Origin of the sequence: Streptosporangium sp. NPDC000563 (assembly GCF_040299985.1) — a bacterium.
Taxonomy (GTDB): Bacteria; Actinomycetota; Actinomycetes; order Streptosporangiales; family Streptosporangiaceae; genus Streptosporangium.
The window spans coordinates 153,801-167,850 of record NZ_JBEPDA010000016.1 but is presented as its reverse complement, the minus strand read 5'-3'; the positions used below and the strand labels follow the sequence as shown (position 1 = coordinate 167,850).

Here is a 14,050-nt window from a genome sequence, read left to right as displayed (position 1 = left end):
GAATCGGGGACACGGGGCCGAAGGCACAGGGCAGGCGCACGGGAGCATGAAGGCGCGGGAGACCGGGAGGGCCAGGGCATCGACAGAGGTCGGAGCGAGGAGACGGAGACACCGAGGTCCAGGACACGGGCGTGGGGATCGAGGGGTGAGGGGCGCGGAGGCGAGAGGCGCGGAGGCGATGGTGCCATTGCGCCCAGCACTTAAACCGCCTCGCCTTTTAATTCAAAACATCATCACCACAATGCCTCGTTGTCACGATTCACGCCACTTTACCCGCATATCAAGTCACCGCACATAATGCGATTCGGTCCGCGCACCTTAAGAACCTCCGAGACCTCTCTGTGAGAACCCATAGATCGCTTGAATGCGGAGCCCGTCGCCGGTATCCGCCGACAGGAGCGCCTCGAATTCCCCGACGACCGCCCGAGAACATTTCCAGACGCGCGATCGGCGTTTCACTTACCCGGAGAACAGAATCTTAACGAAGCCTGTGACGGCCCATATAATTTGCTTGATATAGCTCCCTTTTCTGACTACGCTCACCTTTCATGGGGGAACGACGGGGCAAAACAACCCAGAAATGCAAGCACCTCTCACATCCACTGATCAGCCGATCCCAGCGGAGATCTCAACGGACCCCAACGGGGTGGGTCCGGTGAGCGACTTCTTCGGCTATCTCCTCTCCGAGCTGAGCTGGACCGACCTGTTGTGCTCCACGGCGGCCGTGATCCTGGCCACCGTGTCGGCGACGACCGATCCTCGCCAGGCCCGGATCACACCGACCCAGACCACCTCGGCCCAGACCATCCCGACCGGGAGCGAGACCGGCGCGATGCTCCGCGAGCGGCGCTGGATCGCCCGCAACCTGCACGACGGCGTGGGTCACGGCCTGACCGTCATCGCGCTCCAGGCCAGACGGCTGTCCGGCTCGTCGACGACGGGACACCAGGTGGCCCGGATCATCGAGGAGACGGCCCAGGCGACCCTGGAGGACCTGCGGGAAACACTGGCCGCCCTGCGGCACGAGCCGTCTCTCCCACGGGGGAGGCTCGACCTGGCGCCCTGGAAGGACCCGCTGGGAGATCCCGCATGGGAGCGGCCTCCGCGTGGTCCGTCTCGAAGGGAGCCGCCACTCCGCCTCTCCCGGAGGAAACCGTCGCGTGGCCTCCCCCTGGAGGAGCCTTCAGGCGGGCTCATCCGGCAGGAGCCTCGACGCGGTGACGACGGGGTGCCGCTCTCGACCAGGCTGACCGAGCTCGCCGGGCGCTTTCCTCTCCCCGACCTGGCCGTACGGCTGCGCAACATCGCCGACGAGCGCCACGTGCCACCCGAGGTCGCCAAGACCGCGTTCCGCGTCGCCCAGGAGGCGCTGACGAACGCGCTCAAGCACAACGCCGGCCCGGTCCACCTGGACGTCTGCTTCGGTGACAAGCTGAGCGTCTCGGTGGTCAACGAGACGCGCCCCGGTGTGATGACCGTGGCCGCTCCCGTGCCCTTTCCCGGCAGGCGGGTTCCCGGCGGACGGGGCGGCACAGGACTGTCCGGCCTGTCCGAGCGGGTCGCGGAGCAGGGGGGCCACCTGGAGTCGGGGCCACTGCCCGGGGGCGGGTTCGCCACCCGGGCAGTCATCCCCGTCACCTCCGCCGTCTCCAGAGAGGACGAGCCATGCGGAAGATCCGCGTCCTGATCGCCGACGACCAGCCGCTGATCCGCAGCGGCCTGCACGCCGTCTTCGACGGGGTGCCCGACATCGTCGTGGTCGGAGAGGCACCGCACGGGCTACAGGCGGTGCAGTCGGTCAAGTCACTCCGCCCGGACGTGGTGCTGATGGACATCAACATGCCGCGCATGGACGGCATCACCGCCACCAGGGAGATCTGCAAGCTGGGTGCCGCCTACCCCGCGAAGGTCGTGATCCTCACCATCTACGACCAGGACGAGCACGTCTTCGAGGCGCTGCGCAGCGGGGCCAGCGGCTTCATCCTCAAGCACACGCCCACCGACCGGCTGGTGGAGGCCGTGCGCGAGGTCGCCGAGGGCGACGCCCTGCTCTCGCCCTCGGTGACGCGAAAGCTCATCGACGAGTTCGCCAGGCGCCCGGTGCTCTCGGCCGCGCCGACCGCCGTGCTCGACCAGCTCACCGAGCGGGAGCGGGAGGTGTTCCGCCTGCTCGTACGTGGCTACGGCAACGACGAGATCGCACGCGCGCTCGTGCTCGGCGACAGCACGATCAAGTCGCACGTCCAGCACCTCTACCAGAAGCTCGGGGTCCGCGACCGGGTCCAGATAGTGATCTTCGCGTACGAGAACGGCCTGGTGGCGGCCACCCCTCGGGGCTGACACGGCTCAGGCGCGCGAAGGCGGCCGTCTCCCCCACGGGGGGCGGCCCATTCGCGTCCGCCCGTACCGCGAGACCACCTTCCGCTCGATCCCGCAAAAGCACCAGAAACCCGAAAAGGCGCCAGGAAGAGGGCCGGAAGGAAGGCCCCGAAGGGGGCCCGGAAAAGAGGACGGCTCCCCTCGGGGAAGGAGAGGGTCCCCTCCCCGGAGGAGTCCCGGGTTCACGCCGGCGGCGGGCGACAGCGGCCCGGCCCGGTTCCTACGGTGGGACGGACCCGATCGACCGGACACCGAGGAGTTCCCGTGCCCGACCGGATTCTGATCGTCGCCCGCCTCACCCCCGGCGGCTCCGGCGAGGTCTCCCGCCTCTTCGGCGAGTCCGACGCCGGCGAGTTGCCCCGCGCGCTCGGGGTGACGCGCCGCGATCTGTTCCGCTACCGAGACCTCTACTTCCACCATGTCGAGTTCGAGGGATCCGCAGCCGAGGCGATGGCCACGGCCGGCGGACGCGAGGACTTCCTGCGGCTGAGCCGGGAGCTCGCCCCGCACGTCAGACCGTACGACCCGGACACCTGGCGCGGCCCCGCCGACGCGATGGCACAGCGGTTCTACCACTGGACCCCCCGGGAGCGTGCCCTGTGACGATCTCCCCCGCCGCACCGGCCACCGCCCCCGCCCCCGCCCTGTGGTCTCGCTGCCCCGGCTGCGCGTCCATCGTGTACGTCCCCCGCCTGGCCCGTACGCGGGGCGTCTGCCCCGAGTGCGACCACCACCACCGGCTGTGCGCCGATGAGCGGCTGCGCACACTGGTGGACGACGGTTCCTTCGTCGCCGCCCCCCGGGTGCGCGGTGGCGACCCGCTGGGATTCACCGACTCCCTGCCCTACGGCGAGCGTCTGGCGCGGGCACGCGAGCGCACCGGCCTGGACGACGCCGTCCTGCACGGCACCGCCACGATCGGCGGCCACCGCGTGGTCGTCGCCGTCATGGATTTCTCCTTCCTCGGCGGCAGCATGGGTTCGGCGGTCGGCGAGGCCGTCACCCGCTCCTGCGAGCGGGCGCTGAGCGAGCGCGTGCCGCTGGTCCTGGCCGTCGCCTCGGGAGGCGCCCGCATGCAGGAGGGCTGCCTGTCACTGATGCAGATGGGCAAGACCGCCCAGGCGATGCGACGACTGCGGGGAGCGGGCGTGCTCAGCGTCTGCGTGCTGACCGATCCCACCTTCGGCGGGGTGACCGCCTCCTTCGCCACTCTCGGGGACGTGCTGATCGCCGAGCGCGGTGCGCTCGTCGGCTTCGCGGGGCCGCGCGTCATCGCCTCCGCCACCCGCGAGAAGCTCCCGCCCGGGTTCCAGAGCGCCGAATACCTCGCCGAACGCGGCATGCTCGACCGGGTCGAGCCCCGCGAAGGGCTGCGTCCCCTGCTCGCCCGGCTGCTGTCCACGACCGGCCGCCCCGGAAACGAACAGACCGGGAACGCACCACACCGAGACGTGCGAAACGGGAACGGATCCGCGCAGGGGACGCCGCTCCCCGCTCGGTCCGCGGCGGTGATCCGCGATCCGGGCGAGCTGTCCGGCGCGCCGGCCGCCCGGGAGACCCTGCGGCTGGCCCGCGACACCCGGCGTCCGACCACTCTCGACTACATCTGGCACCTGTGCTCGGACTTCGTGGAGCTTCACGGAGACCGCACGCACGGCGACGACCCGGCGATCGTCGGCGGCACCGGCCTGCTCGACGGGACACCCGTGATGATCATTGGTCATCAGAAGGGGCACGACACCGGGGAACTCGTCGCCAGAAACTTCGGTCTCGCCCATCCCGAGGGCTACCGCAAGGCACTGCGGCTGATGCGGCTCGCCGACCGGCTCGGCCTGCCGGTGGTGACGCTCGTCGACACCCAGGGCGCGGCCCCGGGCGTCGGAGCCGAGGATCGCGGGCAGTCCTGGGCGATCGCCGAGTGCCTCGCCGGCATGTCGGAGCTGTCCGTGCCGGTGGTCGCCACCGTGGTCGGCGAGGGAGGCAGCGGCGGGGCGCTGGCCCTCGCGCTGGCCAACCGGGTCCTGATGCTGCGCCACGCCGTCTACTCGGTGATCAGCCCGGAGAGCTGCTCGGCGATCCTGTACGGCGATCCCTCACACGCCACCGAGCTGGCCGGTTCCCTGCGGATCACCGCGCCCGAGTTGCTGCGGCTCGGTGTCGTGGACGGGGTCGTGCCGGAGCCCGCGGGCGGTGCCCAGGAGGATCCGCGAGCGGCGATGGACGCGCTCAGGTCGGCCGTACTGGAATCACTGCGCGAGCTGTCCGGGCTCGACGGCGACGAGCTGCGCAAGCACCGCCACGAGAGGTTCCGCGTGCTGGGGGTGGTCGAGGATGAGTGAGCGGGCCACCGGAAGGCAGGGCCGGGGAGAGGACACCCACGCGGTGGTCCGAGACGCCGAGAGGCGGAGTGAGGGGGAGGAGACCCACGCGGCGATGCGGCTGCTGCGCGAGGAGGTCGCCAACCTCGTCAAGGCCGTCCCGGGACCGGTGGCCGGCATCTCCCTGCGCCTGGGCGAGTGCGCCCTTGAGGTGACCTGGGCCTTTCCCCAGGCCCCTCCCCCGGTCCTGCGGCCCGCCTCCCAGCCCGCCGCGCCGGTCCAGCAGCCTGCGGCCGTGACCACGGAGCAGGCGGCCGGGTCGCCCGAGCGGGAGGACCCCGCGTCGTACGCGGTGACCTCTCCCCTGGTGGGCACCTTCTACGTCGCCGCCGAGCCGGGAGCCCCGCCGTTCGTACGACCCGGCGACCGGGTGGACGCGGGACAGACGGTCGGCCTCGTCGAGGCGATGAAACTCATGAACCCGGTGGCCGCCGGCCAGGCGGGCGAGGTCGTCGAGGTGGTCGTGGGAAACGGCGAGCCTGTGGAGTACGGGCAGGTCCTGGTGCGGCTACGGACGGACGAGCCATGAGCTTCGGAAGGATACTCATCGCCAACCGGGGCGAGATCGCGCTGCGCGTGGCCAGGACCTGCCGCGAGATGGGCATCGAGACCGTCGCCGTGTACTCCACGGCCGACCGGGACGCCCGGTTCGTGGCCTACGCCGACAGAGCCGTCCACATCGGCCCGGCCCCGGCGCGGCGCAGCTACCTCTCGGTGCCCGCCGTCATCGAGGCGGCCCTGCAGACCGGGGCGGAGGCGATCCACCCCGGCTACGGTTTCCTGTCGGAGGACGCCGACTTCGCGAGGATCTGCGCGGACAGCGGGATCACCTTCATCGGTCCCCGTCCCGAGGTCATGGAGCGCGTCGGCGACAAGGCGCGGGCGCGCTCCCTGATGGCCGAGGCCGGGCTGCCCGTCCTGCCCGGCAGCGACGGCGCCGTCTCCTCCGCGGCCGAGGCCGAGCGGATCGGCTCCGAGATCGGCTATCCGGTCATCGTGAAGGCCGTCGCGGGCGGCGGCGGGCGGGGCATCGAGGTGGCGCGCGACCGGGCGGAGCTGCGTGACGTCTACCGGCGCACCACCGCGCTCGCCCGGCGGATGTTCGGTGACGGCGACGTCTACATCGAGCGGTTCGTGCCCGTGGCCCGCCACGTGGAGGTGCAGCTGCTGGGAGATTCCGCCGGGACCGTCGTGCACCTGGGGGAGCGCGACTGCTCGTTGCAGCGGCGCAACCAGAAGCTCGTCGAGGAGGCGCCCTCCCCCGCCCTGTCCGAGGAGGCGCGCGGGCGGCTCGGCGAGTACGCCGTGGCCGGAGCGCGGCACGTGGGCTACACCGGGGCGGGGACGATGGAGTTCCTGGTCGGCCCGACCGGCGAGGCGACCTTCATGGAGATCAACGCCCGTATCCAGGTCGAGCACCCGGTGACCGAGATGCTCACCGGCGTCGACCTGGTCAGGGAGCAGATCCGGGTGGCGGCGGGCGAGCTCCTGCCGTTCACCCAGGAGCAGATCCGCCTCACCGGCGCGGCCGTCGAGTGCCGGGTGAACGCCGAGGACCCGGGCGCGGGGTTCCGCCCCACTCCTGGCCGCCTGACGGTCTTTCGTCCGCCCGGCGGACCCGGGGTGCGGGTCGACTCCGGGTTCGCCCAGGGCGACACGATTCCCCCCGACTACGACTCGATGATCGCGAAACTGGTCGTCTGGGCGCCCACCAGAAAGGAGGCGATCGCCAGGGCGGACCGCGCGCTCGCCGAGTTCGCCGTGGAGGGACCGGGGGTGGCCACCACCATCCCGTTGCTGCGCGCCCTGCTCGCGCAACCGCGGTTCGCGGCGGGTGAGCACGGCACCGGATTCGTGGACACGTTCATGCGCGAAGAAGGGCACATGCTCTGGTCTGCGTAAACTTTCCTGAATGCCGACGTAAATCCTGGGTACTCGCCACCCCATGACCGATTCTCAGGGGATCATCGGAGCCCGCTACCGCCTGCTCGAACGCATCGGCCGAGGAGGCATGGGAACGGTCTGGCGAGCGCGGGACGAGGTCCTGGGCCGGGAGGTGGCGGTCAAGGAGGTCGTCCCCTCCCCCGACCTCACCGGTCCCGAGCGGGAGGTCTTCACCGTCCGGACCCTCAGGGAGGCCCGTACCGCCGGGCGGATCGGCGGCCACCCGGGGGTGGCGACGGTCTACGACGTGATCGAGGAGAACGGGCGCCCCTGGATCATCATGCAGCTCATCGACTCCCGCACGCTCGGAGCGGTGGTCAGGGAGGACGGGCCGCTGCCGCCGATGCGGGTGGCGCGGATCGGGCTGGAGGTGCTGGGCGCGCTGCTCGCCGCCCACCACGCCGGTGTCCTGCACCGCGACGTGAAGCCGGACAACGTGCTGATCGCCAGGGACGGACGGGCGGTGCTCACCGACTTCGGCATCGCCGTCCTGGAGGGCGACTCCTCGATCACCAGGACCGGCTCGCTCATCGGCACCCCGGCGTTCATCGCGCCGGAGCGGGCGAGCGGCGGGCCGGCCGAGTTCGCCTCCGACCTGTGGTCGCTCGGCGTGACGCTTTACGTGGCGGTCGAGGGACGCTCCCCCTTCGAGCGTGCCCACCCGCTCGCGACGCTCAGCGCCGTCATGCACCAGGAGCCGTCGCCGATGCGGTTCGCCGGGCCGCTCGCCCCGGTGATCTTCGGCCTGCTCCACAAGGATCCCGCGCGACGCATGTCGGCCCGCGATGTGCAGGTCCACCTCACCTCCCTGGTGAACGGCACCGCACCGGAACCGACCATGCCCATCGAACTGCCCACCGCACCGCCCGCCGGAGCCGCCACCGGACCGTCGACCGGATCTTCCTTGGCGGTTCCCCTGGTGGCCGCGGTCCCGGGTCCGGACGGCGCACCCACCGCTCCGGCCGAGGCCACACCGCCGCCGCCTCCCGTGCCCGCCGGATCCGGCCCGGAGCAGGGGCCGGGCTTCGTCCCCCGGAGGAGGCGACGCCCGGCGATGGCCGCCCTGGTCGCGGCGACGCTCGCCATCGCCGCGACCGCGGGAGGTGCGGCGTGGGTCGCCGTCAACTCCTCGCCCCCGATCCCCCGGGATCAGCCGACGTCGGCGAGCGTGGGGCCCGACGAGAAGAAGCCCTCGAACAAGCCCGAGCAGGCGAAGGTACCCGCGCGAGACAACGGTGGCGGGACCTCGGGTCGCCCCGCCCCGGAAAGGGCGAGGAACGACGACCCCGCGCCACGGGACAGGCCGTCGGGCGAACCGTCGGAGAAGCCGTCGCCCAAGCCGTCACAGGACCCTCAAAACAAGCCCGACAAACCCGACAAGCCTGAGGAGGACCCCGCCGGCCAGGGGCAGAACGAGGAGCAGGACCAGGGTGAGGGGACCGGCGAGGGCTCGGGGCAGGACACCGCGCCGGGCGAGGGGCAGCAGGGCGACTCACCCGACCAGGTCGACCCCAACGCCGGGACGGCCTCCGAGAGCAAGGTCGCGAACGCCGGAGTGATCAACGAGCCGGGCCAGGACACGGACACCGGAGGCGAGATCAGGAACGGCTGATCGGTGTGCGGCGCTAGGACTCGGCGGCGACGATCCTGAGAGCCTGGGCCAGATCTTCGGGGTAGGCGGTGCTGAAGGAGACCCACTCGCCGGTGGAAGGGTGCTCGAAGGCGAGGGAGACCGCGTGCAGCCACTGCCTGCTCACCCCCAGGCGCGCGGCCAGGGTGGGGTCGGCCCCGTACAGCATGTCGCCGACGCACGGGTGGCGCAGCGCCGACATGTGGACCCTGATCTGGTGGGTCCGGCCCGTCTCCAGCTTGATGTCCAGCAGCGACGCCGCGCGGAACGCCTCGATCGTGTCGTAGTGGGTGACCGAGTCCTTGCCCCCGGCCACCACCGCCCAGCGGCCGTCCCCGACGGGATGGCGGTCGATCGGCGCGTCCACCGTGCCTCGGTGCGGGTCGGGGTGGCCCTGGACCAGCGCGTGGTAGCGCTTGTCGACCGTACGCTCCTTGAAAGCCCTCTTCAGGTGGGAGTAGGCGTGCTCGCTCTTGGCGACGACCATCGCGCCGGTGGTGTTGGCGTCCAGCCGGTGCACGATGCCCTGGCGTTCGGCCGCGCCGCTGGTGGCCACCCGGTGGCCGGTGCCCAGCAGACCGCCGATCACGGTGGGACCGGTCCATCCGGTGGTCGGGTGGGCGGCCACGCCGATGGGCTTGTTGACGACGACGATGTCGTCGTCCTCGTACACGATGTGCATTCCGGGCACGGGCTCGGCCACCGGCATCGGCGTGGTGGGCGGCGGCGGAAGGGTGACCTCCAGCCACGCGCCGCCGTGGACCCGGTCGGACTTGATCGCGGTCGCGCCGTCCACCAGCACGTCACCGGCGACGATCAGCTCGGCCGCGCGGGTGCGGGAGAGGCCGAACAGGCGTGACAGGGCGGCGTCGAGGCGCTCGCCCTCCAGCCCGTCGGGGACGGGCAGGCTTCGCCGGTCAGCCATCGCTGTTCTCCTTCGTTTCCTTCGTGGTCTTCTCGGCTCCCATGTCGCGCGTGCCGTCGAGCTGGTAGCCCCGCCAGGCGAGAACGACCGCCAGGATGCCCCCGCAGACGATCGCCGAGTCGGCGACGTTCCAGACCGGGAAGTGGCCGGGGAAGGTCTCGATGAAGTCGACCACGTGCCCCTGGAAGGGCGAGGGCCTGCCGGGCCCGAAGCCCGAGGGCCAGCGGAAGATCCGGTCGGTGAGGTTGCCGAGTGCCCCGCCGAGCAGCAGGCTCAGCGTGATCGCCCAGGGCAGGCTGCGCAGGTTGCGCGCGGTGCGCAGGATCGCCACCACGACGGCGGTCGCGACACAGGTGAAGATGATCGTCATCCCGGTGCCGAGACTGAAGGCGGCCCCCGAGTTGAAGATCACCCGGAACTGGAGGAGATCCGGGACGACCACGAGCGGTTCCCTGCCCTCCAGGGTCCGAAGCACGAGGGTCTTCGTGGCCAGGTCGAGGGCGTAGATGACGGGGACGATCGTCGCGAGTACGGCGATCCGCCGCCTCGGGAGCGGGGCGGCGGAAACCGCCCCGTCCTCGCTGTCACCGGTCAGCGGCGCTCCTCCCGCTGCTTGCAGGCCACGCACAGCGTCGCCCTCGGAAACGCCTGAAGGCGCTCCTTTCCGATCGGCTGATGGCACGATTCGCACACTCCGTAGGTCCCCGCGTCGATCCGGGCGATCGCTCGCTCGTTCTGCGCGACCAGGTCGCGCGAGTTCAGGGTAAGGGCGATTTCGCGCTCGCGTTCATACGTCCGGGCTCCGGCGTCGGCCTGATCGTCGCCCGCGCCGTCGGTGACGTCGCTCGACGCGATCTCCGTCTCGGCCTTGGCGATCTCCTCGGTGAGCTCTCGGATCTCCGTGGCCAGTTGCTCACGGACCACCTTGAGTTCCTCGGCCGACCAGGTGACGACGGCGCCGTCCTGGGACGGCGCCACCGCGCTGTTGTGTGCGCGCACGGTCGCGGCCATGGCGGCCTCCTTGCTCGATGACCGTTTCCAATGTGGTAAGCGGTGCGGGCAGCTTAGGTCTTCTATAACAGAACGGCAAACGACCCGCCGCATTGTTTACCACTCCCGTAACATCCGGTCGCTTCCCCCTGATTCCGCTCAGCCTGCCTCGATAACGGGAAGCTTCCAGGGGGGCGGGTGCGTTATCGTGTGAGCCTGCAAGGCGTTGATGGGGACAGCAACCTCCGCATCCCCTCGCACGAGCGACCCGGGGACGGTGCGAGCCCGGGGCGAGGCGCGAAGGCACGATCACCCCGGAGCCGCCGGAAGAACGGCCGCGACGTCCCGGAGAAGATCCGCGGCGGCCCAGTAGACCCGGCAGCAGACCGAAGGAAGAGGGCCTCGCACGCGAGGTCAAGGAGGGTGGTACCGCGGGGCCCGACGGCCTCGTCCCTCCACGCCACAGCCGGTTCCAGCGTGGAGGTCCAGCCCATCATGTCCGCCTATTTCCGTTCTCTTCCCGCGCAGGTCGATCTTCCCGCGCTTGAGCACGAGGTGCTCGACCGCTGGCGGGACGGCAAGATCTTCGAGCGCTCGGTCGAGCAGAACGCCGGCGGTCCCAACTGGGTCTTCTACGAGGGTCCGCCCACCGCCAACGGCATGCCCGGCGTCCACCACGTCGAGGCGCGTGTCTTCAAGGACGTCTTCCCCCGCTACAAGTCGATGCGTGGCTACAACGTCCCCCGCAAGGCGGGCTGGGACTGCCACGGACTGCCCGTCGAGGTCGCCGTCGAGAAGTCCCTCGGCCTCTCCGGCAAGAAGGAGATCGAGGCGTACGGCATCGCCGAGTTCAACGACAGGTGCCGCGAGTCCGTGCTGAAGCACGTGGACGCCTTCGAGGAAATGACCGAGCGGATGGGCTACTGGATCGACCTGTCCCAGGCGTACCGCACGATGGACCCCGCCTACGTGGAGTCCGTCTGGTGGTCGCTCAAGGTCATCTTCGACAAGGACCTCCTCACCCGCGACTTCCGCATCACCCCGTACTGCCCCCGCTGCGGCACCGGCCTGTCCGACCACGAGCTGGGCCAGCCGGGCGGCTACGAGACCGTGAACAGCCCGTCGGTCTACGTCCGCATGCCCGCGACCTCGGGGCCGCTCGCCGACCTCGGCGCCTCGCTGCTGATCTGGACCACCACGCCGTGGACCCTGGTCTCCAACACCGCCGTGGCCGTGCACCCGGACGTGACCTACGTCGCGGCCCGTCCCGCCGGATCCGACGAGGTCCTCGTCGTGGCCGAGCCGCTGCTCGCCGCCGCGCTGGGCGAGGGCGCCGAGGTCCTCGCCTCCTTCCAGGGGGCCGACCTGGAGCACACCACCTACACGCGCCCCTTCGAGCTGGTCGACATCCCCGGTGCGCACTACGTGGTGCTCGGCTACTACGTCACCACCGACAACGGCACCGGCCTGGTCCACCAGGCGCCCGCCTTCGGCGCCGACGACATGACGACCTGCAAGCGCTACGGGCTGCCCGTGGTCAACCCGATCGGCCCCGACGGCCGCTTCCTCGACAACGTTCCCCAGGTCGGCGGCACGTTCTTCAAGGACGCCGACGAAGGGCTCACCGCCGACCTGCGGACGCGCGGCCTGCTCTACCGGGGCAGCCACTTCGAGCACAGCTACCCGCACTGCTGGCGCTGCCACACCGCGCTGCTCTACTACGCCCTCCCCGCCTGGTACATCCGCACCACCTCGATCAAGGACCAGCTCCTCGCCGAGAACGAGAAGACCAACTGGTACCCCGAGACGATCAAGTGGGGCCGGTTCGGCGAGTGGCTGCGCAACAACGTCGACTGGTCGCTGTCGCGCTCACGCTACTGGGGCACCCCGCTGCCCCTGTGGGTCTGCACCACCGACGACTCGCACGTCACCTGCGTCGGCTCGCTGGACGAGCTGGGCCGCCTGTCCGGTCAGGACGTCTCCGCGCTCGACCCGCACCGCCCCTACGTGGACGACGTCACCCTGCCCTGCCCCACCTGCGGCGACGAGGCGCGCCGGGTGCCCGACGTGATCGACGCCTGGTACGACTCGGGCTCGATGCCGTTCGCCCAGTGGGGCGCCCCGTACCAGAACGAGGAGATGCTCGCCAAGGCGTATCCCGCGCAGTTCATCTGCGAGGCCACCGACCAGACCCGCGGCTGGTTCTACTCGCTGATGGCGGTGGGCACGCTCGTCTTCGGCAGGTCCTCGTACGAGAACGTGCTCTGCCTCGGCCTGATCCTCGCCGAGGACGGCCGCAAGATGAGCAAGCACCTGGGCAACGTCCTGCAGCCGATGCCGCTGATGGACCAGCACGGCGCCGACGCGCTGCGCTGGTACATGGCCTGCTCCGGCTCGCCGTGGGCGGCCCGCAGGGTGGGGCACGGCGCCCTTGAGGAGATCGTCCGCAAGGTCCTGCTCACCTACTGGAACACCACGTCGTTCTTCACCCTGTACGCGAACGCGGAGTCCTGGTCGCCATCCCAGCTGTCGGCGGCGCCCGCGTACCACGAGCGCCCGCTGATCGACCGCTGGGCCCTCGCCGAGCTGCACAGGACCGTGGACGAGGTCACCGCGTCGATGGACGTCTTCGACACCGCCCGCGTCGGGCGGCGCCTCGCCGAGTTCCTCGACGACCTGTCCAACTGGTACGTACGGCGTTCCCGGCGCCGCTTCTGGAGCGGTGACCCCGCGGCGTTCGCCACGCTGTACGAGTGCCTGGAGACGGTCACCCGGCTGATGGCGCCGGTGGTGCCGTTCACCACCGACTACGTGTGGGACGTGCTCCGCGACGCCGACGCCGACGCCCCCTCCTCGGTCCATCTCGCCTCCTGGCCCGAGGTCAACGGCGAACTGCTGGACCCGGAGCTGTCCGAGCGGATGGCGCTGGTCCGTCGCCTGGTGGAGCTGGGCCGCTCGGCCCGCGCCTCCAGCGGGGTCAAGACCCGCCAGCCGCTCGGCCGGGCCCTGGTCGGCGCCCCCGGCTGGGCCACGCTCCCCCCAGAACTGCGCGAGCTGATCACCGACGAGCTCAACGTGAAGGACCTGGAGGACCTGTCCGGGATCGGAGCGGACCTGGTGTCCTTCACGGTCAAGCCCAACTTCAGGGCGCTGGGCAAGCGGTTCGGCTCGCGGACCAAGCTGGTCGCCTCGGCCGTCACCGCCGCCGATCCCGCCGAGCTCGCCCGCGCGCTCCGTACCGGCTCACCGGTCCCGGTGGAGGCGGGAGAGCTGGGCACCGTGGAGCTCGGCGCCGACGACGTGATCGTCACCGAGCAGCCGAGGTCGGGCTGGGCGGTGGAGGCCGGGGCCGGTGAGACGGTCGCCCTCGACCTGACCATCACCGACGAGCTGCGCCGCGCGGGCCTGATCCGCGACGTCATCCGCCTGCTCCAGGACACCCGCAAGTCCACCGGCCTGTCGATCGCCGACCGGATCGACGTGTGGTGGTCCACCGGCGACGCCGACCTGGCCGAGGCCCTGCGAACCCAGGGACAGGCGGTGGCCGACGAGGTCCTCGCCGTCTCCCTCACCGAGGGCGGCGCCGACGACCTCCCCGTCCACGGCGACGCGGAGCTGGGCCTGACCTTCCAGCTCCGCCGCGCGACGACGACGGTCTGACCGCTGACCGGTCCGGCCGGTCCGATCGGCTCAACCGGTCGGACCGGCCCGGGAAGGTCGGCGAGACCGGACGCGGCCGGGGTTTCCTGGATGTCCTCCAGGAAACCCCGGCCGTCATGGTTCACAGCGGTACGGATGTGCGGA

General features: G+C 70.9%; 11 protein-coding genes. 8 read left to right on the top strand and 3 right to left on the bottom strand.

The window, feature by feature from the left end; genetic code table 11:
- Positions 1 to 655: 655 nt before the first annotated feature.
- The 7 genes from ABT352_RS29025 to ABT352_RS28995 all read left to right on the top strand — a co-directional run bounded on the left by ABT352_RS29025 (position 656) and on the right by ABT352_RS28995 (position 8,313).
- Positions 656 to 1,687: a sensor histidine kinase gene (locus ABT352_RS29025; RefSeq protein WP_350948120.1), complete on the top strand. Its 1,032-nt coding sequence runs from the start codon at positions 656 to 658 to the stop codon at positions 1,685 to 1,687.
- Positions 1,666 to 2,340, top strand: coding sequence for a response regulator (locus ABT352_RS29020; protein WP_350948119.1), 675 nt, complete (start codon positions 1,666 to 1,668; stop codon positions 2,338 to 2,340). The genes ABT352_RS29025 and ABT352_RS29020 overlap by 22 nt, the downstream gene beginning before the upstream one ends.
- Before the next feature lie 303 nt (positions 2,341 to 2,643).
- The gene (locus ABT352_RS29015) at positions 2,644 to 2,982 is read left to right on the top strand and encodes a TcmI family type II polyketide cyclase (RefSeq protein WP_350948118.1); all 339 of its coding nucleotides are present in this window, start codon (positions 2,644 to 2,646) and stop codon (positions 2,980 to 2,982) included.
- Positions 2,979 to 4,718 carry an acetyl-CoA carboxylase carboxyltransferase subunit alpha gene (locus ABT352_RS29010; RefSeq protein WP_350948117.1) on the top strand — a complete coding sequence of 580 codons (1,740 nt, stop codon included), beginning with the start codon at positions 2,979 to 2,981 and terminating at the stop codon, positions 4,716 to 4,718. The genes ABT352_RS29015 and ABT352_RS29010 overlap by 4 nt, the downstream gene beginning before the upstream one ends.
- The gene (gene accB, locus ABT352_RS29005; RefSeq protein ID WP_350948116.1) at positions 4,711 to 5,286 is read left to right on the top strand and encodes an acetyl-CoA carboxylase biotin carboxyl carrier protein; all 576 of its coding nucleotides are present in this window, start codon (positions 4,711 to 4,713) and stop codon (positions 5,284 to 5,286) included. Before ABT352_RS29010 ends, accB begins: the two co-directional genes overlap by 8 nt.
- The gene (locus ABT352_RS29000) at positions 5,283 to 6,659 is read left to right on the top strand and encodes an acetyl-CoA carboxylase biotin carboxylase subunit (RefSeq protein WP_350948115.1); all 1,377 of its coding nucleotides are present in this window, start codon (positions 5,283 to 5,285) and stop codon (positions 6,657 to 6,659) included. The genes accB and ABT352_RS29000 overlap by 4 nt, the downstream gene beginning before the upstream one ends.
- Positions 6,660 to 6,702: 43 nt before the next feature.
- Positions 6,703 to 8,313, top strand: a complete 1,611-nt coding sequence (locus tag ABT352_RS28995) for a serine/threonine-protein kinase (RefSeq protein WP_350948114.1) — start codon at positions 6,703 to 6,705, stop codon at positions 8,311 to 8,313.
- Positions 8,314 to 8,326: 13 nt separating this feature from the next.
- Here the strand turns inward: ABT352_RS28995 and ABT352_RS28990 are convergent, their stop codons facing one another.
- The 3 genes from ABT352_RS28990 to ABT352_RS28980 are packed head-to-tail and all read right to left on the bottom strand — an operon-like array spanning position 8,327 to position 10,267.
- A complete protein-coding gene (locus ABT352_RS28990) occupies positions 8,327 to 9,256 on the bottom strand; it encodes an RluA family pseudouridine synthase (RefSeq protein WP_350948113.1) in 930 nt (309 codons plus the stop codon).
- On the bottom strand, positions 9,249 to 9,884 hold the full coding sequence (locus tag ABT352_RS28985; RefSeq protein ID WP_350948112.1) for a signal peptidase II: 636 nt from the start codon (positions 9,882 to 9,884) through the stop codon (positions 9,249 to 9,251). The genes ABT352_RS28990 and ABT352_RS28985 overlap by 8 nt, the downstream gene beginning before the upstream one ends.
- Entirely contained in the window at positions 9,848 to 10,267 is a 420-nt protein-coding gene (locus ABT352_RS28980; RefSeq protein WP_350948111.1) for a TraR/DksA family transcriptional regulator, read from the bottom strand. Before ABT352_RS28980 ends, ABT352_RS28985 begins: the two co-directional genes overlap by 37 nt.
- 474 nt (positions 10,268 to 10,741) lie before the next feature.
- On the opposite strand from ABT352_RS28980, the gene ileS reads away from it, so the two are divergent.
- Entirely contained in the window at positions 10,742 to 13,906 is a 3,165-nt protein-coding gene (gene ileS / locus ABT352_RS28975) for an isoleucine--tRNA ligase (protein ID WP_350948110.1), read from the top strand.
- Positions 13,907 to 14,050: the final 144 nt, after the last annotated feature.

Bases quoted from the DNA above. Each gene is read 5' to 3' on its own strand.
- ABT352_RS29020 (WP_350948119.1), top strand. From the start codon at position 1,666: ATGCGGAAGATCCGCGTCCTGATCGCCGACGACCAGCCGCTGATCCGC.
- accB (WP_350948116.1), top strand. From the start codon at position 4,711: ATGAGTGAGCGGGCCACCGGAAGGCAGGGCCGGGGAGAGGACACCCAC.
- ABT352_RS29000 (WP_350948115.1), top strand. From the start codon at position 5,283: ATGAGCTTCGGAAGGATACTCATCGCCAACCGGGGCGAGATCGCGCTG.
- ABT352_RS28995 (WP_350948114.1), top strand. From the start codon at position 6,703: ATGACCGATTCTCAGGGGATCATCGGAGCCCGCTACCGCCTGCTCGAA.
- ABT352_RS28990 (WP_350948113.1), bottom strand. From the start codon at position 9,256: ATGGCTGACCGGCGAAGCCTGCCCGTCCCCGACGGGCTGGAGGGCGAG.
- ABT352_RS28980 (WP_350948111.1), bottom strand. From the start codon at position 10,267: ATGGCCGCGACCGTGCGCGCACACAACAGCGCGGTGGCGCCGTCCCAG.
- ileS (WP_350948110.1), top strand. From the start codon at position 10,742: ATGTCCGCCTATTTCCGTTCTCTTCCCGCGCAGGTCGATCTTCCCGCG.